The sequence below is a fragment of the Mycoplasmoides alvi ATCC 29626 genome (assembly GCF_000701785.1).
GTDB classification, from domain to species: Bacteria; Bacillota_I; Bacilli_A; order Mycoplasmatales; family Mycoplasmoidaceae; genus Mycoplasmoides; species Mycoplasmoides alvi.
On the sequence record NZ_JNJU01000002.1, the window covers coordinates 117,755 to 143,823 of the forward strand.

Here is a 26,069-nt window from a genome sequence, read left to right on the forward strand (position 1 = left end):
TGTATTTTCATTTTTATTAAAAATAATAAGGATTAAATATGAAAAATAATTGTTTAACTATTATAGGAACACAATTTGGCGATGAAGGCAAAGGTAAATTTACTGAAATCTTAGCAGATAAGTATGATTATATAGTTAGATATCAAGGTGGAGACAACGCTGGTCATAGTATTCAAATTAAAAATAAAAGATATAGTTTAAGATTAATTCCTTCAGGTATCTTTTATAAAAATAAAACTTCAATAATAGGTAATGGCGTTGTAATTAATATTCAAACATTATTAGATGAAATAAATTATTTAAAAAAAAATAAAATTCAAATAAAAAACCTTTATATATCTGATAGAGCACATGTAATAATGGACTATCATATTTTAATGGATGTTATAAATGAAAAATTAAAAGGAAAAAATTCTATTGGCACAACTAAAAGAGGAATTGGGCCTTGTTATAGTGATAAAATTAATCGTGTAGGAATAAGAATATCTGATTTATTTAATCTAAATTCATTAACAAAAAAAATTCAAATAGCTCTTTTAGATAAAAATATTTTATTTGAACATTTTAACGAATCTAAATTTGAAGCAAAAATACTAGCTGAAAAATATTTTAAATTAGGACAAAAAATTAAAAAGTTTGTAGCAGATACAAATATGATATTAAATCAAGCTATTGAAAAAAATGAAAAAATTTTGTTTGAGGGGGCCCAAGGAGGAATGCTAGATTTAGACTTTGGAACATATCCATATGTTACATCTAGTAATCCCTTAACATCAGCTTATACAGGTTCTGGTTTGGAATTTAATAGAATTAATTCTGTTTTAGGTATTGTTAAAGCATATTTATCACGTGTTGGATCTGGTCCTATGCCAACTGAATTAGATAATAAAATAGGTGAAGAAATTCGTTCAATTGGAAATGAATTTGGAACAGTTACAAAAAGACCTAGAAGAATTGGTTGAATTGATTTAGTCGCTTTAAAACACACAATAAAAATATCAGGTTGTAAATTTATTGCAATTACATTATTAGATGTTTTGGATACACAAAAAAATATTAAAGCTTGCATTGGTTATAAATTAAACAATAAAAAAATTGATTTTGTTCCATCTAATAACGATGAATATAGTAAATGTGTTCCTATTTATAAAACTTTTAAAGGTTGGTTAGAACCAATAAAAAAAATAACATCATACAATGATTTACCAAACAAATGCAAAGAATATTTGTCATTTATTGAATCATTTTTAAATGTAAAAATTGCTTTTATCTCAGTTGGAGCAAATAAAAATCAAACAATTAAAGTTGGCAATAATAATGATTTCTAGATATGCAATAAAAGAAATAGATTATCTTTGTAGCGATAATGAAAAATTGAAAAGATGATTTCAAGTTGAATTGGCTGTTATTAATGGTTTATATAAGTATAAATTTATTACAAAAACTGAATGAGAAGAATTAAATAAAAAAATTCAATGAAGTTTAAATTTAACTAATAAATATGAAAAAGAAACAAAACATGATGTATTTGCATTTATTTTATCTTTAAATAAACTTACAAAAACTCCTTTAAAAAGGTGAATCCATTATGGAATAACTTCTACTGATATTGTTGATACAGCAAATGGAATGTTATATAAAGAAATAAATAAAATTATTTTAAATGAATTAAATCAAGTTATTAAAATTATTAAGAAATTAGCCATAAAACATAAATACACAATTATGCTTGCCCGAACTCATGGACAAAATGCAGAGCCTACCACTTTAGGATTTAAATTAATTAATTGATTTGATCAACTTCAAAGAACTAAACAAAATTTTCAAGAAATATCTAAATTAATAGAAGTGGGAAAAATTAGTGGGGCAGTTGGTACTTATGCTCATTTGCCAAATATAGAGTTTGAAAAATATGTTTGTAAATCATTAAAATTAAATGCAGCAACCATTTCAACTCAAATTTTATCAAGAGATCGCCATGCATATTACTTCAGTTCATTAATTTTACTAATTAATTTAATATCTAGTTTTGCTAATGAAATTAGATTATTAGCATTAGAAGATGTAAATGAGTTAAATGAAGGTTTTGGTAAAAAGCAGAAAGGATCATCTGCTATGCCACAAAAAAAGAATCCAATAAACTGTGAAAATATTTGTGGTTTATCAAGAATCATTAAGTCCTATTCATCAACAATATATGACAATATAACATTGTGACATGAAAGAGATATATCACATTCATCAACTGAAAGAATTTTAAATCAAGATTTTTTAAGTTTAGTTGTATATATATTAAGAAAATTTAACCAAGTCTTAAACAATTTAGTTGTAAACAAACAAAACATGTTGGATAACTTGGCGCAATCAGAACCTAAAATATACGCTCAAACAATAATGCTTTATTTAATAAAAGAACATAATATGGATCGTATTGTTGCTTATGAAATAATAAAAAAATACATCAATAATGCCAAAAATATTGATGAAATAATTAAAATAATAAATTCAAAAATATCAAAACCTATTGAATTAAAAAATATAAAATCATACATGGAACCTAGATACCATATTAGACACATACCTAAATTAATTGAAAGTATAATAAAGATTTGAGAATAAGATGAATATAAATCCAATTATTGAAAAAATTATTTTTACTTATGAAGATATTATTGAAGGGATCAATAAATGTGCTTCATGGTTAAATGAAAAAATAATAAAAGCTAATAATGAATATATTGTAATAAGTGTATTAAAAGGTTCTTTGCCATTTGCTGGCCATTTAATTCCTCTTTTAAATGGAAATATTTTACTAGATTTTTTTGCTGTCAAATCTTATGTTGAAGGAACAAATCAAACAATTCCACAAATAATTTTAGATACTAGTAACAATGTAGAAAATAAAAATGTAATTATTATTGAAGATATTGTAGATAGCGGAGCCACTTTGAATTTTTTAATTGACATTTTGAATAAAAGAAAGGCTAAATCAATAACTTTAGTTAGTTTATTTCAAAAAGAAAAAAATAAACTTAATAAAAAAAATATTAGCTTTTTTTCGCCTTTGATATTACCTGATAAATGAATAGTTGGATTTGGTCTAGATTGCAATAACAAATGGCGTAATTTACCATATGTAGGCATTTTGAAAAAAGAATATCAAAAATAAAACATTTATTAAAATATGAATTATGTAATTATTTTAGCTGCAGGGGAAGGTAAACGGTTAAAAAACTTTAAAATTCCTAAACAATTTATTGAATTAAATAAGAATGATTCAATTCTAAGTTTAGCTATCCAAAAATTTTGTATTAAAGAAATAAAACATATATTAGTCGTAGCAAATAAAAAATATTTAAAAGAGACACAAATAATTATTAATAATTTAAAAAATAAATTTGCCTACATAGATATTTGTATTGGAGGATCCAATAGAAATCTTTCTTTAAAAAATGCTATTATCTGATTAAATAAAAATAAAAAATTAAATAATGATGATATTTTATTGACTCATGATGCAGCAAGGCCATTTGTTAGTAAAAAAATCATTTTAAATAACATTAAAAATGCTAAAAAATATGGAGCTTGTTCCACAGGCATTCAACCTAATGATACTGTAGCAGAATTAAATAAAAATTTTTGATTAACAAGCATTTTAAATCGCAACAAATTAATTTTAGAACAAACACCTCAAAGTTTTAACTGAAAAATAGCTAAAAAAATTTATATGCATAGCAACAATAAAATTTTACTCAAGCACACAGATGCTTGTGGATTAATTAAACAATTTAAACATAAAGTAATTTGAATTGAAGGTGATTATAAAAATATTAAAATAACAAATGAATTAGATTTAAAATTAGCTAACTTTATTTACAAAATGACCCAAAGAAAATAAAAACACACCCCATACATGTTTAAATTACAGATAGGGTGTGTTTTCTCTTAAAACTATTTTTTATTACAAAGATAAACTTTATTTAAGCAACAGAAAAATTTCTAATTGGAGCATTTGTATTAATAGTTCTTCTTACAGGTGCTTTAGCTTTTGGGAAATGTTTAATATTATTTTTAGAAACAAAGTTATGAGGTAATTGTTTTTTTGCTTGAATGTTCAAAGAATTATTTGAAACTGGTTGTTGTTGAACTACAAATTTCTTTAGCAATTTCTTTTTCATATTTTCAGTTTTTTTATGACTAAAAGCAAAAAGAATTATTGTAACACAAACACCAACAAATATTAAAGAAGGGACTGTTGAAGCTACTGGTACTACTCAACCATCTAATTCTTGAGCAACAGGAGTTGCTGGATTTGATGGAGGAACAACTGTTGAACCTGCTATACTAGAATCTCAAATATTCAATGTGTTGCTAGAATCTTTAGGCATAATTTCATATCTACTTGAAATTTCATTTCAAGAATAAGGAGTTAAAATTCAATTATTTTGAGTTCCTTCTTGAGCCATAATAATTACTGACCCATATTTTAATTGAGTATTTGAATTAACTTTAGGTAATTTTATTACTTTAAAGAAATTGGACAGATTTTCTGAATTAATTATTTTAACTGTAGTTGTATCACTAGGATTATTAGTAACTGTAGATAAAGGAACTGCTTCAAGATAATTATTTATTTTTTTAGTTACAAAATCCTTACTCAAAGTATCTAAAAAGTTTCCTTGTCCTAAAATAGTATCTCTATTGTTTATATCAACTATATTATATTGATTAGGAATGTTATAAACTGATCCCATTTCACAATAAGATAATCCTGAACCACTACTTGTTTGTCCAAATAAATAATTAGATTCACTAGAATCAAATTTTGTTCTCATAGGAATTGCTATTTTTGCAATTGTAGAAGTAGTATTTAAAAAATAATTATTAATACTTTGTAAACTTGAATCAACATTTCTATATTGTGGAACTATTTGTAATGTTTGAGTTGTATTATTATTTGTAGTAACACTAGAATCACAATTTTCAAATCAAGCTTTTTTAGTGCCTTCATTAAAAGTTCAATTTTGAGTTAAAGCATTAGGATCAGTTTCTGTAATTAAAGGACTTCCTGTTACTAAAAATTGAGTATTGTTATTTGTTGGATTGAATCAACTACTTGAAACAAAAGCTCCACCTTGAATAGATGTTAAACCTGTGAAAGTATTTCAAGATAAAGTAGCATCACGTGTGTACATATTAGTTGTTGAACCATAAGGATCATTTGCAATTTTAAATGATGATGCTATAGTAGGAACAGTATCATTAAATTCCTTAATACCAGCTATATACTCACCAACACCCATGCTTAATAATCTATTATCATTTAAGTAATTACCAGAAGAACTAAATGCACGGTATGTATAATCCATTTGATTATCTCATGCGTTATATTTGTAAATATATTCTGAACTAGAATAATATGCTTTCCCTACAAGATTGCTATCACCAATTGATACAGTTGATGGTCCATGAGAAATAATTGAAAGGTCATCAAATTTAGGCTCATTTAAGTACAAGATTGATTTACCAACTTGCATTGCATAACCATTTAGTGTTCCTTTTGAAGTTGTAGATTTAACCTTAGTTAATGAAGATACACTCTTTAATGAATAACCATATGATAATGTTGGATAGTAATAATTTTGAGCATTTTCAGCTAAAAGTGTAAGGTTATAAGAATAAGAAGCCTTAGATGTTCCTAATCTTACTGCATCATTAACAGTTCCATCTGAATTACAAGTGTTTTCAGTAATATATTCAACTGAACCAAAATTGAAAACTGGTTTTAAATTGTAACTAAAACTACGTCTTTGCCCTTCATTATGAGATATCTTTTGAGCTTCTGTCTTATAAATTGGAACTTTTTCATCTAATAAAGGAACATCTTTAGGGTCCTCATATCCTGCAAATACTTCATGGTTTCTCATATCATTAAAGAAATAATATGTTCCAATACTAGAACTTGTTCCAACTGTTCCACCAATATCAAAATAACTATTATTGTAAAGTATGTTATTAACATTGGAAATTTTAGTTGTAGATGAAACTTGAACAACTTCTAATGTATCAATATTTAGAGCTGTCCCGAACAATAAACAAGGATCAATAGAGTTACGATCTGGTTTTTGAGGTGATGAAACAATATTTTGCCCAGTTAATTGCAATGAACGCTTATCTTGTAAAGAAACTACAGTGCTTGATTGATTTTTAATGCCGGCATCGCGAGTTTGTGAATTGGCAATTTGACCAACAGTAATTCCACCTGCTAAGTATAAAAAAGTATCTCCATTAGAATTGGTTGATTTTTGAACCCCACCAACTGCTAAACGTGGAACATAATTAAAATCATCTGTTTGGCCAATTGGAGCATAACATCATTTGTATGGATCAGTATTGCTAATTTCACCAAAATACTTCATTCCAGCCAAAACATAAGCATAAGGAATTCCAGAATATTGATTTGTACTAAAATTTAATCTTCACATTCCAATACTTAACGCTTCAGGATCATTATAAACAGAACCATTGCCACCAAAAATAAAAACAACACCATTTCTAGCATACATATTGCCTAAATTAGTAACATATTGTTTTCATGGCATAACCATCTTATTTCCAGGATTACTAATTGATTGACTATTATTGCTAATATATCATGATGGATGATCTTGGTTACTAAAGAATGTATTAGTAGTTTGAGTACTATTTCAAGATGATGGATAATTCATTACCATTTGTTCTGGATCAATACTAATAGAATTGTTTATAACAAATGATGGAGTATCACCAATCAAAGAAGAATTTACACTTTCAGTTATTTGAACAATAGTTGCTTGATTAGAAACATTATTTGCTCCAACCATGTTGTCATAATAAATAGTGTCAGTTTTATCAATATCACTTAATTCATCAGCAGCAGCATTTGGAATCAACAACAAGTAAAAAATGTTTGAATTACTTTCATCTTCAACTGCTTCAACAACTTTTTTGCCTACAAAGTTAGAATAGGTAATTGGATCAGATTTAGATAATGCTTCTGGATCAAATTCTCATAGTATATTGCCAAAAGTATCAACTCTAGTTATAGAGCTTGTGCCAGTTAAAGCAATAAATCCACCATTAGTTACTTCAATGCCACTAAAATTAGTGTTATGTCAGTTACGGATCTTGCCTACTTTGCTACCAACATTAGCACTTACTATTGACTTATTGCTTTGGTTATTCAAAGTTAAATCTTTATTTTTTGCACTCAAACCAAAAGCAATGCCTACAGATAAACCCACACCTAATGTCAGACATGTCCCCAAGGACAATAATAATTTCCCATTAATTTTATGTTTCATTTTCTCTAATTACTCTCTTCTTTTTAGAATGAATCCAAAATTAATTCAACTTTAAAACCCCAAAGTAGTTAAAAATTATTTAATTTTTTTGGGTTTATTATTATAAATGATTTTTTAATAAAAACAAGTTATTTTAGTTTTTCTTGTGTCTAATATTTAAGACTTTCTTAAGTTTTTAAGTAAAAATTTAATTTTTATAAATAGCTTCTTTATGCCACTTTTATATTAATGATTTAATATTATGTTATTGTTTTATAAATAAAAATAATTTATACAATGATTTCATCAAATTAATTTTTAATTTAATGTATCTATTTTCAATTTTGTTACCATTATAAAATTTATTTAATAAATAATGGGTGATAAAATGAACCAAAAATCTTGTCCAGATTTTAATCAATTTTTTATTTAGTTTATGTAACACTATTTTTTTATATTAATTTCAAATTAATATTAAATTTATTCATTTATTTAGTATTAAAATTTTTACAACATGAACAATGATTAATTTCTTTATTTTATGATTTGTTTTATATAAATAACATTGTTTAATGTTATATAAAAAATTGCTAGATGATATAATAAAAACATGGGGATGTCACGGTTTCGACATGAATGATGGACTCATAAATGCAGTGGGGTTTGCCCCTTATAGCTCAAGGTTTAAATTAACCGACAACAAAGACAAAAACGTTGATATTGATACAAACTTATTAATCAATCAACAAGTTAATCTTAACTATGCATTAGCATAGAGTCAGTAAGACCATAAGTTAACTGCTCATTGTAGTTACGTTACAAAACTACTTTGTTCTATTAGTCGTGTAACTAGTTCTAATGATGTCTATAATTTAGAATTAAATTGTATAGACTAGTTTATCAATGGTTGTGTTATAGCCTTAATTGATAAAGACATAAAAACATATAACACTAAACTGTAGATTTTATGAAAAAATTATTTGTGGAAACGGGTTCGACTCCCGTCATCTCCACCATATGGCAATTTGCCGCCAAAATTTTATAAACACTAACTAAATGTAAGTGTTGTGCTTAGAGTGTTACTCTAAATATGCATCTATTGTCTTTTATGGATTATAGATGCATATTTTGTTTGATATTTTAGTAATAATAGAACATTTAACAACTGATTTATTAGATTGAATCTAATATAGTATTGTAGATATAAGTGTTGTATTTAGAGTATCATTCTAGAAAATAAAATTTATTGATTTATAGTTTTACTTTTTAATCTGAATTATGTTTACTAGAAAGTAAGATAATTATAAATTTTTGTACCTCATTAATAAATTAGCATTAAACTTTTTCAATGTTAATAATTAATTCTTTATGATTTGGTAAACATTCATTAATTGTATTTTCGGCTAAATTTCTGATTAAATCTTCTGTTGTAAAATTTGTATAATAATCGAAGTTAGAAGATATTTGATTATTAAAGTACTCAAGTTTGCTTATACAAAAAGTTATAACAAATTGATCTTCTGGTTTTAATGTCTGGTTTATTTTTCGAATACCTTGAATAATACTTTTTATTTTTTGATAACCTTTTTTACTAGCAATAATAGCATCAGCATGGTCCCAATTATTTTCATCTATTGTATAAGTATCATCTAAATTGTCTTTTACTGTGTAAGATGTAAAACCATTTTTATCATGCTTAATAATTACTTTATGGTTAATTAATTCTTTTTCTAATAAATTTAAATAATTAGGTTTATATCGAATACGTAAGTGCATGATTTAACAAAATAACTTGTTGATGGACAAAATTCTTTTATAAGTATAATAGTATATAATACATTAGATTGAAAACCATCAATTAAATAAAGTACTTTTGTATTTCCTCTAAATATTTTTTTATTTTTTCTAAAAAAGAATATTTAATTTGTTCAAAATATTTTAAATCATCACTGGGACTATAATTTTTATCATTTTTAATAATTTTTAACTTGCCCGTTCTATCTCAACATATTTCTTTATTATCAAACATTTTGTGAATGTTTATTGGTAATGGTAAAAAATTTTTTGGATCACATATTTCATTTAACTTTTTTTTATCTTTAGATTTAGATTGAAAATACTCTTGTTTTATTCGATGAACAGGTTTTATGTGGGCAAAATCTCACTTTAAATTACGACCTGGTTGAAAAAAATTTATACAAAATTCTTCTTCCTTTAACTTGTTGTATTCTTTACGAACATTTTCTTTAAATTTTGCTCTTAATTTACCAATTTCATCATGTGTTTTTTTATAGATTTTTGAAAAATTATTTATATTACATGTAAATTCATTAAAATGTTTTTCTCAATCTTTGGAATCTTTAGTAAATAAATTTAAATAATATTTTATTGTGTTATTGCTAAGCAATTTATTTTCTATCCATTTTTCAAAGGGTATTTTTTCTAAAGAATCATCTTTTCATACACTTTCATATGATAAACTTTGTTTAAACTTTGCATCTAATCTTAATAATTTAAGCAAAAACCCCATTTTAAATTCATTTTTATCTTTATCTTTTCATACAAAAAATGATTTGTTTCTTCCTTCGCCTGGAGGATTTGAACCTGTTATTATATATATAACATTTTGGAATGTTATATCAAAACCTCAATTAAAATCAGAAATGTATTCATTAAGGTTTTTTAATGAAGTTTTATCAATTTGAATATATTCTTTATTTTTTCCATTAAATCTATGGTCAATTTTTAAAAATTCTAGAATTTTTTTACGATATTCTAATGCTTTAGAATTTTTTTTTGAATTTTCATGTCTTTCTGTTGTGTCACGACAAATTTCTAATTCATCAAATGAAATTTTATAATCATGTATAAAGTTTTCTTCATCTATTAATAATTTATAAACTATCTTAGTAGTTGACTTTTTTGAAGTTGAAGTCAAATGAACTTCAACTTGTTTAAATTGAAAATCATTAACATTAAGATCCATAATTAAAAAACTAGCCTACTAAATATTTCTTTTAAAACTTGAATAGATATAGAATTTCCAGCTGTATAAATAATTTTTTCATTTGTTAATAAGTTACATTTTTTGACATTTTCATAATCTTTTTTTTGAAACCCCATATACATATAACTTTCCATAGCACTCATTTTACGAATAAGTGGATTTTGTATATCTTCATTCAAAATTACTTTAATTCTGCTGTTTGCACCCGAAGCAGTTAGTGTTGGACCAATTCCGTTTTTGTAATAAACATAACTTTCTGAATTAAACTTTGAATAACTTATCAATGTAGATTTTTTAATACCATTACTTGAAGTTGTTGGGTTAGATAATTTATATTTAGATAAACTAGGCAATAAAAGTGATTCATCTTGATCACACTCTGGAAGTAAAACATCAGATAACTTTTTTTTAGCAAATTTAATATCTTCTAATTTTGGGAAAACAAAATTAACTTTGTCTTTAAAAGCCTTTAAAATAGATAAACAAAAAGCTCGTTCTCTATTTTGTGGTGACCCAAAATTAATAGCATTTAATATGTATGTTTTTGATTCGTAACCTAGTTTTTTTAAAAAATTTAATCATTTTTTATATGATTCAATATGGTTTTTGCCTGTAATGTTTTTTACATTTTCTAGTAGTAAATACTTTGGTAGTAAATATTGAGAAAAATTGTTTTGGCTAAATATTCCTTTAAATATTCTTTCTAATTCTCAAAGCAAACTACTTCTAGTATTAGAATTTTTAGTCATTCCATTTTGTTTGCCTTGTATTGATAAATCTTGGCAAGGAAAAGAATAAGTAAAGATATCAATATTTTTAGGAATATCTTTGTGAGTTACCAATTTAATATCAAATAAATTATTTAATAATATTTTTGAAGTATAAATATAACTAATTATTTTATTACATTTACAACTAGATTGTGTGTGTGTGTGTGTGTTCGCAACTTGAAATATTATTAAATAACTTATTTAAAGTTGCACTTGAAATTGGTTTTTTTGAATCATATGATAATACTAACTTTTCAAAATTTAATTCTGATTTTCAATTTAAAGGTAAATGTTTAATAGTATTTGGATAATGAATTTCTAAATATGCAATAATTGCATAAATGTACCACTCAATTATTCCAACTGATTTAATATTCCAATTCTTCTTGTTAGCAATTAACTTTAAAGCTTTAAACTGTGATCCAATCCCAGAAAAAGCTTCAAACAATCTTATTTCTTTTTTTCTCATCATCTCTAAAAATATTTTTTAAATTATAACGTAATCAAAATTTATAAATAGTAAGAAAAAATAATTTATGTAAAATGAATAAAATAACAAAAATATTTTTATTGATATATAAAATACAACCATAAGGATGTTATAGTCTTGAAATGATTCATAAATTCATAAATACAATATGCTATATCCCATATAACTTAAGGTTTAAATTGACCAATACCTAAGATGAAAAAATTGATATTGATACAGACTTATTAATCAATAAATAAATTAAACAGATATAAATTTTTATTAATAAAATTTAGTTTATTCCATAGAGATATATAATCAAAATGTTGGAATTAAAATGCAAATAGATGAAATTTTAAAATTATATAAAAATAAAAAAATACATATTTCTAGTAATAGATACTTGCTTAATGTTTTTTTTATGAATATTAAAAGAGAATTAAATTTAATTCATTTATTTTTTTTAAATAGATCCCTTTTAATTAAATTAGGTATTGATAAAAATGAAAAGGAACGAATTTTAGCAGAAATTTTTTCAAATAAATTAATGCAAAAATCACTTCAACATTTTGTTTTTGAATTTCAAAATCTTTTAAAAAAATTTAATAACAAGTTTACTTGAAATGCATTTTTGGAATTAAATTTAATTAATCAAAATAAAAATTTAGCAAAAAAAATTATCAAAATATTAATGGAATCAAATTTAGTCAAAAATAAAAACTCAATATATTTTGGTTATTTAGATTTTAAATTTAATGATTTTTTTACAAAAGATTTAAATTACTATAAAAACATTTCTACTTTTTTAGAAGCAAAAAAATTAATTAATCCTAATTATGTGTCAATTTTAGAATATTACTTATTAAATCAATCAATAACTGATTTAGAAAATGATGTAATTTTATCTAAAAACATATGTAACTTTTTTAATAAAATAGAAATTAATTGTTTTGAAAATAAATTCTTAGATTACCTAAATGCTTTTATTCCACCTAAAGATTTTTGAAATCCAAGTCAATTATTTAATAACCATTCCATTGGTTATTTAAAAATGAAAATAAATTCAAATTTATTAAATCGCAAACGTTCAGATATTAATCTAGATCAATTTAAAAAGATGTTTGGTAATTCATTTAATAAATTGATAAAAAAAATTTAAAAATTAATATAAATAGTAAATTGTTAAATTATTTTTTGTTAAATAAATTATTATCTAATAATGAAAGATTTTGCTTACACATTTACAATTATTATTCCTACATACAATGCAGCATTTTATCTAAAAAGTGCTTTAGATTCTATCTTAAATCAAACTTTTGATAAAAAACAAATTCAAGTTTTGGTAATTGATGATGGATCAATAGATAATACAAAATTAATTATTCAACAATACCAAAATAAATGTGGTTTATTAATTGAATATTTTTACAAAAATAATAAAAATTGAGGATCAGTTATTAACTATGTAAAAAAACAAAAATTAGCAAAAGGTAAATATGTTACCATTTTAGATGCAGATGATGTGTATTTTGCAAATGCCTTAGAATTAATTAATAATATTAATAAAAATAACATTGACTTGATTATTGCTGATTTCAAAAAAAGAAAAGATTACATATCTACTAGAATTTATACATACTCATATTTTGTAAAATATCCTAATAAAAAATATCAAATGCAAACACCATTTTGCGTGCCCATAGGAAAATTTTTATCTAATGAACTATTTTATAAAATTCCTTACTTACGTGAAAATTTATTTTATCAGGATGCAATATTTACTGCTTATGCAATTAATTGCTCAAGCAATATTTTTCATTTAAATAAACCAATAGGTACATATAATTATAAAAGAATCGGTAACTCCATGTCATTACCTTGAAATGAAAATAGATATTTAACTGAAATTGATATTTGTCTTGAATTAATAAAATTGGATGCTCAAGAAATTGCAGCAATTCATATAATAAGAAATAAATTTCGAAAATTATTAAAAGAAAACCTTTATACTTTTCATGTAATTAGGAAATTTAATTTTTCTTTTTTTCCTTGAAGTACTAGATGAATAATGTATGTAATTTATTTTTTAATTTTAAAAAAATATTTCATTATTGAAAGTTAATAATCTTCTTTATAACGATCTAATTTTTTGCGCCAAGAATTTAATTTAATTTCATTTTGACTATGTTCTACTGGCTCATAATAAACTTTGCCATTTAATTCATCTGGTAGATATTGTTGTTCTACTCAAGCATTAGGATAATCATGAGGGTATTTATATCCAACTACACCTAATTTTGTAGAGGATTTATAATGATTATCATGCAAATGCTTTGGAATAGAAAAGACATTGCCAGTTGCAATGTCTGTCAAAACTTTATGTATTGCAATTGCACTAGAATTAGATTTAGGTGATAATGCCATTTCAATAACTAAATTTGATAAAATCGTAGATGCTTCAGGAAATCCTACTTCTTTAGCTGCTTGAATACCTATATATACTCTCATACATAAATTTGGATTAGCTAATCCAATATCTTCATATGCAACCATTATAAGACGTCTAGAAATAGATACTAAATCTTCACTAACAATCATTCTTCCCAAATAATGTAATGATGCATCTACATCACTTCCTCTAATTGATTTATGCAAAGCAGATTTTAAATTGTGAAATTCATCATCATAATGTGAATTAGTTACATATGATTCAACTAACACATTTTGTAAAATATTTGTGTCAATTATTTCATTAGGATAAAGTTTAGTTAGTAAATCAATTAAATTAATAGCAGCACGCAAATCTCCCTGAGTTTTATTAGCAATTAAATTCAATATCTCTGTGGAAATGTTTTTAATTTGAAGTTTTTGAATAATATTTTTAAGTCCTTCAAAAGTTTCTTCAGTTGTTAAAGGTTTTAATTGAAAAATTTGACATCTACTTCTTATAGCTGGATTTAGAACAAAAAAGGGATTTTCAGTAGTAGTTCCAAATAATTTAATTTTACCTTTTTCTAAACTATCAAGTAAAATATCTTGACGATCTCGATTTAAGCGATGAATTTCTTCAACAATGAGAATGTAATTTGATGATAAGTTAGCTAAATTTAAAATTTCAACTAACTTATCTTTGTTATCATTAGCTGCGTTAAAAATTTGATATGGAACATTTAACTCATTAGCCACTACTATTGCTAAAGTTGTTTTACCAATTCCAGGTTTCCCATAAAAAATCGATGAAAATATTTCTTTTTTTGCAATCATGCGCGGAATAACGCCAAATTGATTTAACAAATGATTTTGACCTATCACATCTTTAAGACATTTAGGTCGCACTTGAATAGCTAATGGTTCGTGTTTATTCATATTTTTCTTTCTGAAAATGTTCATACAAATCTGAAGCATTTAAATTTTCTTTTTTTGCAATAAATTTACATGCATCTTTTAAACGTAAACCTAAATTTACAAGTTCTTGAATATCAACAATATTTTGATTATTTATACAATTTAAATTTAAATTTTCAGTGTTATCAATCAAAATAACAAATTCACCTTTAATAATTAATTTATCAATAATTTCATCAATAGTTCCAAAATAATATGTTTCATTTTTTTTAGTTAACTCTCTTGCTACACAAATTTTGTTATTTAAAAAAATTTTTTTAATTAAATTTAAAGTTTTAATAATTCTATGAACAGATTCAAAAATAATTAAAGTTGTATTTATTTTTTTTAACAAAGTTAGTTCATTTAGTGCAAAAGAAGTTTGTTTATTTAAAAAACCATGAAAATAAAAATTTTGATTATTAAAACCTGAACCAACTAAAGCACACAAAACAGCACTTGCACAATTAATTACTTCAATTTTTACATTTTTTAAATTTTGACGTATTTCATTAATAATAATTTTACCAGGATCAGATATAGATGGATATCCTGCATCACTAATAAGACCACATGTAAAATCATCAACTAATTTTAATAATGAATTTAATTTTATTTTTTCATTAAATTTATGATAACTAATGAGTTTAGGTCAAGGAGTTGTCAAATTAATTAAATTTAAAAATTTTTGTGTAACTCTAGTGTCCTCACAAAAAAGGTAACTACACTTTTTAATTGAATCAATAATTCTTGGATTTACCTCTTGCATATTACCAATAGGCGTTGCAATAACATAAAATTTTTTATCGTTAATCATTTTTATCTAAAAAATTTTGAATTTCATTAAAGTTTATTCCTAGTAAGTTAAGTTTTTTAAATAATTGCTTATGATTTGCATAACTAATTTTTAAATAATTACAAACTTTAATCCTTTTTTCTTTACTATTTAAGTTTAAATTTAAATATTCATTTCAAGTAATTATTTCTTCATTCTTAAAGGAATTAGTTACATAATTTTTTAATGCAAAGATAATTGCTTCATCATTTGCTTCAGCAATACCTTTTTTTTCAGAATCTTTTTTAATGTCTTCAACCTTAATAAAACATTCTTTGTAAAAATTTAAGTGTTGAGAAACTAATTTACGAATTTTATTTCCTTGATAATCTGGATCAAAAAATAAAATAACTCCTACTGTTTCTGCAGCTCTTTTTATAAGGTTAATAGTTTCCTTTGTTAAAGCAGATCCGTTTGTTTCTATTGTTTTTACATTAAATAATTTTTGTAATTTTTGCGTGTCTGTTTTCCCTTCAACTATTATAATTTCTTTAATGGTTTCTTTGATTTGGTTTGAATTTTGTTTTGAGTTACTCATAATTTGTATTTTGCATAAATTTCTGAAACTGAATTTCCATAAATATAACACTCTATAATTTGAGAATAAAATTTATCTAAAGAAATTATTTTTAAATTTGGAATTTTGTTTAATTCATTTCTTGGGGTAATTGTATCAGAAATATAGACTTTACTAATATAACCATTTTTATGAGCTTTAACAAATTCATCAATGGCATTTCCATTAAATAACCCATGAGTAGCCATGACAATAATTTCTGAAGCACCTTTAGTTTTTAATAATTTAGAACCAGATATTACAGTTCCACCAGTGTCAATCATATCATCTATTAATACACATATTTTATCTTTTACATCACCTAAAACATTAATAGATTCTGCTACATTTGGGCGCGGTCTTCTTTTATCAACAATTGCTAATGGCAAATCTAATGATTCTGCTATTCGTCGTGCCCTCTTAACTCCTCCATAATCTGGAGAAACAATTGTAATATTATTTTTATATTCAGATAACAATTCACATAACATAACAGGTGCAGCTCTTAAAGTATCTACTGGAATGTCAAAAAAACCTTGAACTTGTTCGCTATGAATATCTGTCAATGAAACCCTTGTTGCTCCCGCTTTTGCTAATAAATCAGCAATTAATTTACAACTAATTGGTTCTCTACCTTTAACCTTGCGATCTTGTCTTGCATAACTAAAATAAGGAATAAATACAGTAATTGATTTTGCTGAACCACGTTTTATGGAATCAATTGCAATTAATAATTCCATTAAGTTTTCATTCACTGGCTTAGAAGTTGATTGAATTAAAATAACATCTTTATTTCTGATAGAAATATCAGATCTTACATATATTTCTCCATCAATAAAATGATTAATTTCCATTTCCCCTAATGAAATGTTTAATAACTTGCAAATTTTTTTTGCAAGTTCTTTAGAACCAGTTAAACCAAAAATAACATGATTGTTTAAAAAATATTTTGTTCCTGCTTTTGACATTTATATGTTTTTCCCAACATTAGTAGTTCATATTTTAGTATACTTTTAGTATATATTTTCAAATTTAAATAATGATAAAAATGAGAAAAAATGCTTGGTGTTTTAAACATAATTAATAAATACTTTTGAAAATCTTGATCTGGCCCTTTTTTTACATTTATAATTGCACCACTAGTTATGATAATTTCAATGTCATTGTTTACGTTGCCAACTATTATTTTGGCCAATGCATTATCAATTCCAATAATCTGCACTGGAGCAATTATAGTTCCTCAAACTATTTTTGAATTTAGAAATTCAGTAATTTTGAAACGAATTGGAGTTACAAACGTTAAACCTGTTGTTTTTATGACTTCGATAGTACTTTATTTTACATCTTTCATGATTATCTCTTTAATACTTAATTTACTAATATCTATGGCTTACATCTATGGAGTATATGGAAATGATCCAAGTTTTAATAAAGTAGATTTTTTTAGTATCTATAATTCTGCAGATTATTTGTCTTGAGCATTTGCGCAAATATTAACTATTCTTTTATCATTGTCAATTGGTTTTTTAAGTGCTAGTATTTTTAAAAGTGTATTAGCTATACAAACATTTGGACTTTTATTAATTATTGCTTCTATGTTTGTTGGTGGTGCAATGGTCCCTTTTTCTATGATTGTTAATATACCAATTTTGCAATATTTATCTTATATTACTCCATATAAATACACATCAAGTTTAGCTATTGAATCATGATTTGCAAATATTAATTATGTTTTATCTATGAGTCAATATCAATTTACATTTGAACAACTTTCAAATTGAAATATTGATACTAATTTATCATCAAAAGTAGAATCATTATTAGCATTGCAAACAACTCATAACTATTTAATAGGTGAATATAATTCTAATGGAGAATTTCACTCCTTAACAATTGAACAAATAAGTAAAAACATATTAAACAATACACTAGATCAAATTCCAATTACAACAATAGATTCTGGCAAAGGATTTATATATAAAACAAATGTTGCTGCTATTATTCAAGATTCACAAACAGTCAAACCATATTCAAGTTTATTTAATTTTCAGTTTAGTAATATTTGGGAACCAAATGTGCCATTCATGCAAGTAGCAGCATCTATGGGGACGAGTATAAATCAAACAATACCTAATATTAGAATATTATGAGTAAATTTAGAAAAAATTATGTCCTTTATTATGCCTTTTGTATTTGCTTCTATAGCATTTGGTATTTCTACAGCTAATTTTAAATGAAATAGTAGAGGATAGATGATGAAAAAAAGATTATTTAATACAAAGCATTCTTTATCATCAAATCATTTATCATTGAACATTGATAATGAACCCTATGGATATATAAATGAAAAAATTAATAATATTGGTGAACCCATTATTACTGTAAATAATTTATCTAAAATATTTCATATTGGTGTAATAAAGAAAAAAACTAAAATTGCATTAGATAATGTTTCTTTTCAAATAAAAGAAAATGAACATACAGCTATTTTAGGTGCAAATGGAGCAGGAAAAACAACTTTAATTGAAATTATGTGTGGTCTAAATAAACCAACTAGTGGAAATATTATTTACAACTTAGGATCACAAAATTTTAAAAATAAAATTGGCATTCAGTTTCAAAGCACAAATTATCCAAGTAATTTGACAGTTGCTGATATTCTTAAATTTATTATTAAGTTATATAACATTAAAATTGAAAATTTTGAGTTAAATGAACTTATGAATATTTTTGGTATAAATAAAATCTATCGTAAAAATTTATCTTCATTATCTGGCGGAGAAGCCCAAAGAGTAAACACAATGTTGTCATTAATTCATAATCCAAAAATTTTGTTTTTAGATGAATTATCAACAGGTTTAGACATTAAAATTAGAACTAGAATTAAACAATTTATAAAAGACTATGCATTTAAACATAAAATCACTATTGTAATAGTATCTCATGATATTGAAGAAATTGACTATATTAGTAATCACATTATTTTCTTAAAAGAAGGTAAAAAAATTATTGATACATCCAAAGAGGAATTAATAAATAAATATGGTTCTTTAATAAATTTTTTTAATAAAAATCTTAATTAAAGTCATTAAATCCATAAATATGCCCTTTGTTTTTTTATGGATACATATTTTGTTGTGATATTTTAGTTGCAATACAACATTTAACAAGTAATTTATTAGGTTTAATCTAATATAATAGTGTGAATGCAAGTGTTGCACTTAGAGTTAGACTTTAGGATTGAAAGCTATCCAATGGACTCTTGATTACATGAAACTTAAATTTGGTCTTCAACAAGCACTTCAATATTACTATGGCACTTTAAATTAACTTTTTTTAGGACAATATAAATAAAAATAGTTAAAAGTAAAATAAAAACTATTTTTAACTATTTAGAAAACCTAGTAAAATTTTAGATTGACAAATAAAACTTGATAATAAAACAAATTATTATCATTTTGCTTCTTACTACAATTATTTTTATGGTGAAATTGCTATAACATAATTAAAACTAGAGTAGTTATATAAAAATGGGAAACCACCTCTTTTTTTGTATAAGCAAAATACTACTTTAGTGTAGGGCACTAGAGTAATGTTTGTAAGTGCCTTTCATTTAATTACATATTATGAAAAACCACCCTGCTCAACAAGGTGGTATTAAAGAAGAATTATTTTACTTGGAATCTTTAAAAGCAGATGGTTTTAAAGAGTTTTTAAACTTTTCAAACTCATCTTTCATGACTGCATTTTCTTTTAGATATTGAACATCTTTTTCAAGTTTAGACATTCTAGATTCAAAAACATGTTCATTTCATTCTTGAAACCATGCAGGCATTTTGGATTTCTTTTTGTTTTCCAATTTAGTAATTCTTCTTTCATGATCAGTTAGTCCTGCAATACATAACTGACATTCACATTTTTTTATAGGCATAAATAAATATCTTTTCATGTATTACAAGATGACTAATGCAATTTACTGCTAAGCATCTTGTAATACTTAACAATAAATGCATATTAATTATAATTGATAAATGAAAAAAGGTAGTTACAATCCACTACCTTATGCCTTCTCAAATAAAAATTATGTTGCTACTTTAACAGTTTGTAAACTACTATTAAGATTAATAGTAAAATTATTAAATGAACATTGTTTTGGATTTTAGGAAACCAAAGACAATAAACCAACAGTTTAAATAACTCTTGGTTTTTTATTTATCAAAAGAAATATTTACCAATTGTTAACATTAATTAGTGTTTAAAAAGTTATGTTCACATGCCATTTAGAAAATAACAATAAATTTATATATGAACTAAAATCAACAAAATTTAGTATAAATTTGGTCTTCAAATCTAATAATGAAAATAACCTATCTTCTTTATATTCATATTCGTATTCAATTATTTTTGATAAAGGATGCCCTACTAAGGTTGAACCATTTTTAAAAAAAAACTTGATAACAAATTTAGATAAAAAAGTTCAAGAACAAATAAAAAACATTTAAATTGAATAGATAAAACTTTTAAGACTACCAATTAATTTCATTATTAAAAGAACAATTGTCATTTTAAAGAAAGACTCTCTCGTTCTTTCTTTAATTTCCATAATAATTTTGAAATATGTAAATTTAATTTATTTTTTTTCAAAAGATACTTTTACTTTATTTCAATAATCCTTAAATTCATGTAAAAATCCATAATATTGATCATAATTATTAGATTTTTTAACATACAATAAATGAATTGTATTTTTAATTAAAATGATTAAATTCATTGTAAATATAAAAAAAATAAACATTAAAATTGAAATAAGTGGGAATGGTAATTTTGTTAATGAATAAACTATATTGTATGTACCAACAGAAGAAAAATCTAATTTTGTAAATCCTGTTGTAAAGTAATCAATACCAAATATATTGGTAGAAAATAAAACTCAAAATCCGTATAGCCAAATAAAAATATTAGAAGATAAAAAATGCTTTAAATGAAAACTACTTGTATAAACTAATCATGAAATAGAAGTAAATAGTAAATACAAATGATAACCAAAAAAGAATTGTTCATCAAAAAAAATAAATTGCCAAGTTACATTTAAATTATTATTACCAACAACTACCCCATAAATTACAACAAAACCACCAATTGATCCTCATGTTGAAAATGTGGATGCATAGTCTTTTTTATATGAACAAATAATTGATATAGGCAAAGCAATAGATAAAAATTGGCACAAGGGAGTAACAAATATAGCAGAATATATTAAAGAATGAACAACATTATAAGTGTTGGAGTCAATATATTCTTTATTTATTTGTAATAAAGAATTATATAAATTATTGTAATCAGTATTTAATTGATCAATTGCTATATTTTGTAATGTGGGATCACTAGAATTTGGCAATGAAAAAAAATATGAATCAGTGCCTGCCAAGGTTTGGTAAATTAAATTAAATATTATGCGAGATACATTAAATTGATGCATAACAAAAGGCATTAATGTTGATTGTTCTTCTGGTAATTGATCATTATTGGCAAAAATAGCATCAAAACCTCCAACATATCCATTGGAAAGAATTTTGTTAGGATTCCAAATAAAATGCATGCCACCATGAGCTATAGCCATTTTTGATGCAGAAGAAAATTCAGAAATTTCAATAAAAATTACTACCCAATATGCACCAAATAATCAAATAAAAAAACCAAAAGAAACTACAAATCAAATTCAATAATCTGTTTTCTTCAAAAATGAAAAATATGATGTAGGATTCTCTTTTTGAAAAGATATACCTCAGTTTAATCATGGTCTGTATTTATTTTTGATTTTACAAAACATGATAAAAACTATTAAACAAACCAAAATTAAAGATACAAAAATGCCTATAATTAATCTTTCTATAACAAAAGAAGATTGGAATGCCATTAATGAACCCAATTTATGAAATAAATGCTTAAAATGTAAGATAATTATATATTGTTTATTTTACTTTTATAAAAGCAAGTAAATCACTACATTAATTTTCATTAAATATTTTCTTTCATCACTGCTTCAATTGTTTCTTTTCATTTATCTACAAAAACTTGATGCGAAAGTTCATTTTGAAATTTAAGTGTATTATGAACCATTTCAGTATAACGATTTTTATCATTTAATAAATTTTTAATTTCCTTAGCAATTGTTTTAGGTTTCATAAATTTATTTAAAAGAATCCCATTATTATGCATGACTAAAGTTTTTGCTTCTGCATAAGAATTTCTAACTATTATAGGAGTCGAATAATTGATTGCTTCAATACCTACATATGGCATCCCTTCATATTTGCTTGTCATTAAAACTAATGAAGAGTCATTCAAAATTTTCTCTAAATCAGTAGGTTTGTAAGATCCTAAAAAATTAATATAAGGATATTTTTTTAAGAAATTATCTGAATATGTACCATATGCATTTATTTTTGTGCCTAAATGTTTAGCAACTTTATTAGCAAGTTTAATTTTTTTATGATGTTCATCTTGAAGTCTTCCCATGAAAGCAATAGGTTTGTAAATTTTATTATTAATATTTTGGGGAAGTTTAATTAAATCATTACTCATTGTAAGTGGTATTTCATAAAACTTTGATTTTTTGTATAAATTAAAAAATAATTTTTTATACAAATCTTTGCTTCTTCTAGAAAAAACAACTTTTTGTTTAATTTCTTTATATGGGAATGTCATTTTAGTAAAAAGTTTTAAAATTAATCGAGGTATTAAAACTAGATGTTTTAAAGTAGCAAAATCAAAGTGCTGAACTCAAATTAGTTTTGAATGATCTTTATCATTCAAACCTCCAACAAAATTGGTATTACAAATAATTAAATCAAAATTTTTAGCAATTTCTTTTAAATGTTCACGTTGTTTTTTTATTACTTTAATTTCATCTGTTGCATGTAATAAAAAAGTAAATAAATTATTATTAAATTGTTTTAAATTTAACTCTTGAAACTTATTTTTATATTTAAAATTGATTTGCTTAACATATTGAATAGGTTCGCAAACTTTATTTTGAATATTTTCTAAAGTAGCATACTCATAAATTTCATAATCAAGACTATGCAAAATAGTAATTAAATTACGAGAATATTTTTCTACACCACCTGCGTAGTTATGTTGTTGATTGTTAATAATTAAAACTTTTTTTTTCATTTGTTATATTTAGAAAAAATTTTATAGACCTTATTTTAAATAATGAATTTAATCTTAATCTAACTTCTAAATTATTACTTATATGTGAACAATTATATAAAATGCAATAAACAATATCTACAATAAAAATGTTTATTATTTTTAGATTTTTAAAAAATGAATAAATTACTTTGTTATAAAAGTTTTGTTATTGTAAAAATAAATTGCATTTTTTGTTTCCTTCATAAACTGATAACCATAAGTATTAGTTAGACTAAAAATAAAATTATTTGAATTTATGTCAGGATTTAGTTTCGTATATAAATAAAAAGATTTAATTATTTCTAAAGAAGAATAGTAGTCTGTATTTTTATTTAGAATTAAAAAATCAGGTGCTCCATGAACAGAAATTTGATCAGTGGTTATGGGAACATCATCATTACTATTAATTAAAGTATAATTTTGGTTTTTTGGTATTAACTTTGGTGCTACTTGAATATTTGGATAATCTATAGTTAAATCTCGATTAATATTAGAAATAGCCATTTGCAAAATATAATTGAAATTAATTGTTGTATTTTGATTATCAACATACATTAAGGTGCTTATGCTGCGATTTTGGAAAACTTTTAATCAAGCATCTCCAAGAACAAAATTATTATATAAACCCGTTTCCCATGTTGGCCCATATGTAAAAGCATAACAATTATTTAATTCCAAACTTAAATTAATATCTGAATAATAAGAATAAGGAATTATAGAAGGTTTATTTTCAAAATAATTAGTTGCAATATTATTTGGAGCTCTAACTAAGTTATTAATCATATTTAGTTGCTCATAATCTTCTAAATTCAATTGAAAGTTCTGTCTATTAGAGACTATATTATCATTAATTTGATTTATTCAATTTCACCTAATTGTCCAAGAAACTATTGTTAAGATTGAAGCACAACCAACTAAACTAGAGGATAAACCAATGTTTATTAAATATAATTTTTTAATATATTTCTTTTTATGAATTCACATTTGTTTGGTAAAGTAAATATAGTCATTATTAATGATATTTAACAATAAAATAACAATTAATCCAACATATGTAGAAACATATCCCAAAGTAATTGTTGAGAGAATAATTCTTCAAGATGATGCATTTGCATTAAACAAATTAAATAATCCTTGAGTTGCTAAAACATAAATTATATAACCCAATTGGAATACAATAATTCATCTAATTGCCTTAAATTCTTTTTGATGCTTAATTCATAAATATATGTAGTAAGAACCATAAATAAGAAAAATAATGCCTCCACCTAAATATAATAGAATTAATAAATCTTTAACGGTATTTAATGTAATAAAATAGGTAACAATAAACATTTCTATAAATGCCAAAATATAAATTACAAAAATAAATAACAATTTCAAATTAATAGATTTTATTAATTTATTAAAATTAAATCTCCAATTAAAAGAATAATTATATAGTCAAATAAATTTATAGTTTCTAGATAATAAAAAAGTTACTAAAGAAAAACTTAATAATAAAAATAAACCTAATAAAATAAATAAAGTTTGTAAATATGAGTTATTTTGAAAAAATATACTTAATAAAATAAATCCAAAATATATGCCAATTCAAGTTGCATACATTATATATAATCGTTTACCTGCAAAAAATAAATAAATGAAGCTAATTAAAAATATAGGAATATTTATTAAAGCGCCTGTAATACTAAAAAATTGAGAAACAATAAGTAAAACAGGAACATAATGAATAGATTTGGTTAATACAAAAATAAAAGCAATAAAGATGAATAACGCTTGAATTTCATAATTACCTGAGGGTAATAAAAAAATAATAATAAAAGATATAGAAACATACAATGAAGAAAATAAAGCAGTAAACATTAATTTATATTTTTCAATCCAATGAAATGAACTAGTATCTACAAAATATTTAACAGACCAATAAAAAATATAAAAAATTAATAAAGATCAAAGAATGTTATATGCAACAGGCAAATATTCACGACTAGAAAAAGCGCTATTTAAATAAAATCCAGATGGCAATAGATATATGTATGACAATGGATCATTGTTATTCATTGTGTAATGACCATTTTTAAAATAATTACTAATAGAAATATATGCATTAGTATCTGAAAAAGTTATGATATCTGGAAAGGAAACTAAAAAAATCAAACTAATAAGCAACAAACAAAAACAAATGATAGAAGAATAGTTATGTTTAAAAATAATTTTTCAATTTAAATTTCTTCAATTTATTTGCTTATTAAAAATAAGTTTTATTATTGAAAATAACAAAAATCCAATAATTACAAAAAAACAAAAATAAGCTAAAATAACATAAAGAAAATATGATGGAATTTGAAGTAAAGAAAATCAAGACAAGCTTATTTGTAAAAAAAATAAAACAAATAAAATGAAAAATAAAGGTTCCATTCACAATTTTTTTTTAAGTGAAAGAACTTTAATTGTATTTAATAAAAAAGGACTTAAAAAAAGACCAATAATTAAAAAAAAGATCATTAAATTAATTTTATTTTATAA

At 23.7% G+C, this 26,069-nt stretch carries 22 protein-coding genes and 1 other RNA gene; 10 read left to right on the forward strand and 13 right to left on the reverse strand.

Annotated elements, in window-relative coordinates:
- The first annotated feature begins 38 nt into the window (after positions 1 to 38).
- The 4 genes from T383_RS0101580 to T383_RS0101595 are packed head-to-tail and all read left to right on the forward strand — an operon-like array spanning position 39 to position 3,898.
- On the forward strand, positions 39 to 1,328 hold the full coding sequence (locus tag T383_RS0101580) for an adenylosuccinate synthase (protein ID WP_033159929.1): 1,290 nt from the start codon (positions 39 to 41) through the stop codon (positions 1,326 to 1,328).
- On the forward strand, positions 1,318 to 2,619 hold the full coding sequence (purB, locus tag T383_RS0101585) for an adenylosuccinate lyase (RefSeq protein ID WP_033159930.1): 1,302 nt from the start codon (positions 1,318 to 1,320) through the stop codon (positions 2,617 to 2,619). The genes T383_RS0101580 and purB overlap by 11 nt, the downstream gene beginning before the upstream one ends.
- Position 2,620: 1 nt before the next feature.
- Positions 2,621 to 3,169, forward strand: a complete 549-nt coding sequence (locus T383_RS0101590) for a phosphoribosyltransferase (protein WP_033159931.1) — start codon at positions 2,621 to 2,623, stop codon at positions 3,167 to 3,169.
- 15 nt (positions 3,170 to 3,184) lie between these two features.
- Entirely contained in the window at positions 3,185 to 3,898 is a 714-nt protein-coding gene (locus T383_RS0101595; RefSeq protein ID WP_033159932.1) for an IspD/TarI family cytidylyltransferase, read from the forward strand.
- An 82-nt stretch (positions 3,899 to 3,980) separates the two neighbouring features.
- On the opposite strand, the gene T383_RS0101600 is transcribed toward T383_RS0101595, so the two are convergent.
- Entirely contained in the window at positions 3,981 to 7,343 is a 3,363-nt protein-coding gene (locus T383_RS0101600; RefSeq protein WP_033159933.1) for a hypothetical protein, read from the reverse strand.
- A 591-nt stretch (positions 7,344 to 7,934) separates the two neighbouring features.
- Between T383_RS0101600 and ssrA the strand changes: the two genes are divergently transcribed.
- Positions 7,935 to 8,338, forward strand: a transfer-messenger RNA (tmRNA) gene (gene ssrA, locus T383_RS03840).
- Between the two features lie 319 nt (positions 8,339 to 8,657).
- Here ssrA and T383_RS0101610 read toward each other — a convergent pair.
- The 4 genes from T383_RS0101610 to T383_RS03740 form a co-directional block, all read right to left on the reverse strand.
- A complete protein-coding gene (locus T383_RS0101610; protein WP_033159935.1) occupies positions 8,658 to 9,098 on the reverse strand; it encodes a hypothetical protein in 441 nt (146 codons plus the stop codon).
- 82 nt (positions 9,099 to 9,180) lie between these two features.
- On the reverse strand, positions 9,181 to 10,308 hold the full coding sequence (locus T383_RS0101615) for an MAG4270 family putative restriction endonuclease (RefSeq protein ID WP_033159936.1): 1,128 nt from the start codon (positions 10,306 to 10,308) through the stop codon (positions 9,181 to 9,183).
- 2 nt (positions 10,309 to 10,310) lie between these two features.
- Positions 10,311 to 11,300, reverse strand: a complete 990-nt coding sequence (dcm, locus tag T383_RS0101620; protein WP_211246830.1) for a DNA (cytosine-5-)-methyltransferase — start codon at positions 11,298 to 11,300, stop codon at positions 10,311 to 10,313.
- Complete coding sequence (locus T383_RS03740; RefSeq protein ID WP_052663986.1) at positions 11,245 to 11,568, reverse strand: hypothetical protein; 324 nt, start codon at positions 11,566 to 11,568, stop codon at positions 11,245 to 11,247. The genes dcm and T383_RS03740 overlap by 56 nt, the downstream gene beginning before the upstream one ends.
- Positions 11,569 to 11,989: 421 nt before the next feature.
- On the opposite strand from T383_RS03740, the gene T383_RS0101630 reads away from it, so the two are divergent.
- Positions 11,990 to 12,727 carry a hypothetical protein gene (locus tag T383_RS0101630; RefSeq protein WP_156940238.1) on the forward strand — a complete coding sequence of 246 codons (738 nt, stop codon included), beginning with the start codon at positions 11,990 to 11,992 and terminating at the stop codon, positions 12,725 to 12,727.
- A gap of 60 nt (positions 12,728 to 12,787) precedes the next feature.
- Positions 12,788 to 13,690 carry a glycosyltransferase family A protein gene (locus T383_RS0101635; protein WP_033159938.1) on the forward strand — a complete coding sequence of 301 codons (903 nt, stop codon included), beginning with the start codon at positions 12,788 to 12,790 and terminating at the stop codon, positions 13,688 to 13,690.
- Here T383_RS0101635 and T383_RS0101640 read toward each other — a convergent pair.
- From T383_RS0101640 to T383_RS0101655, 4 genes are read right to left on the reverse strand one after another with little or no spacing between them, the layout of a single operon-like run.
- Positions 13,687 to 14,934 (reverse strand): replication-associated recombination protein A, encoded by a 1,248-nt coding sequence (locus tag T383_RS0101640; RefSeq protein ID WP_033159939.1) that lies wholly within the window; start codon positions 14,932 to 14,934, stop codon positions 13,687 to 13,689. The genes T383_RS0101635 and T383_RS0101640 overlap by 4 nt on opposite strands.
- Positions 14,927 to 15,769: a 16S rRNA (cytidine(1402)-2'-O)-methyltransferase gene (rsmI, locus tag T383_RS0101645; protein ID WP_033159940.1), complete on the reverse strand. Its 843-nt coding sequence runs from the start codon at positions 15,767 to 15,769 to the stop codon at positions 14,927 to 14,929. The genes T383_RS0101640 and rsmI overlap by 8 nt, the downstream gene beginning before the upstream one ends.
- A complete protein-coding gene (gene rnmV, locus T383_RS0101650; RefSeq protein ID WP_052663988.1) occupies positions 15,762 to 16,325 on the reverse strand; it encodes a ribonuclease M5 in 564 nt (187 codons plus the stop codon). The genes rsmI and rnmV overlap by 8 nt, the downstream gene beginning before the upstream one ends.
- Complete coding sequence (locus tag T383_RS0101655) at positions 16,268 to 17,311, reverse strand: ribose-phosphate diphosphokinase (RefSeq protein ID WP_033159941.1); 1,044 nt, start codon at positions 17,309 to 17,311, stop codon at positions 16,268 to 16,270. Before T383_RS0101655 ends, rnmV begins: the two co-directional genes overlap by 58 nt.
- Before the next feature lie 189 nt (positions 17,312 to 17,500).
- Between T383_RS0101655 and T383_RS0101665 the strand changes: the two genes are divergently transcribed.
- Together T383_RS0101665 and T383_RS0101670 are read left to right on the forward strand one after the other, a co-directional pair.
- Complete coding sequence (locus tag T383_RS0101665; RefSeq protein WP_169735589.1) at positions 17,501 to 18,595, forward strand: hypothetical protein; 1,095 nt, start codon at positions 17,501 to 17,503, stop codon at positions 18,593 to 18,595.
- 3 nt (positions 18,596 to 18,598) lie between these two features.
- Entirely contained in the window at positions 18,599 to 19,426 is an 828-nt protein-coding gene (locus T383_RS0101670; protein WP_052663991.1) for an ABC transporter ATP-binding protein, read from the forward strand.
- A 590-nt stretch (positions 19,427 to 20,016) separates the two neighbouring features.
- On the opposite strand, the gene T383_RS0101675 is transcribed toward T383_RS0101670, so the two are convergent.
- Positions 20,017 to 20,274, reverse strand: coding sequence for a hypothetical protein (locus tag T383_RS0101675; RefSeq protein ID WP_033159944.1), 258 nt, complete (start codon positions 20,272 to 20,274; stop codon positions 20,017 to 20,019).
- A gap of 406 nt (positions 20,275 to 20,680) precedes the next feature.
- Here T383_RS0101675 and T383_RS0101680 point away from each other — a divergent pair, with 406 nt between their 5' ends.
- Positions 20,681 to 20,845, forward strand: a complete 165-nt coding sequence (locus tag T383_RS0101680) for a hypothetical protein (protein WP_156940239.1) — start codon at positions 20,681 to 20,683, stop codon at positions 20,843 to 20,845.
- A gap of 128 nt (positions 20,846 to 20,973) precedes the next feature.
- Here T383_RS0101680 and T383_RS0101685 read toward each other — a convergent pair whose 3' ends face one another.
- The 3 genes from T383_RS0101685 to T383_RS0101695 form a co-directional block, all read right to left on the reverse strand.
- Positions 20,974 to 22,173, reverse strand: coding sequence for a DUF5378 family protein (locus T383_RS0101685; protein WP_156940240.1), 1,200 nt, complete (start codon positions 22,171 to 22,173; stop codon positions 20,974 to 20,976).
- Between the two features lie 188 nt (positions 22,174 to 22,361).
- Positions 22,362 to 23,519 carry a glycosyltransferase family 4 protein gene (locus T383_RS0101690; RefSeq protein ID WP_033159947.1) on the reverse strand — a complete coding sequence of 386 codons (1,158 nt, stop codon included), beginning with the start codon at positions 23,517 to 23,519 and terminating at the stop codon, positions 22,362 to 22,364.
- A gap of 165 nt (positions 23,520 to 23,684) precedes the next feature.
- Positions 23,685 to 26,048, reverse strand: coding sequence for a hypothetical protein (locus T383_RS0101695; RefSeq protein ID WP_033159948.1), 2,364 nt, complete (start codon positions 26,046 to 26,048; stop codon positions 23,685 to 23,687).
- Positions 26,049 to 26,069 lie beyond the last annotated feature (21 nt).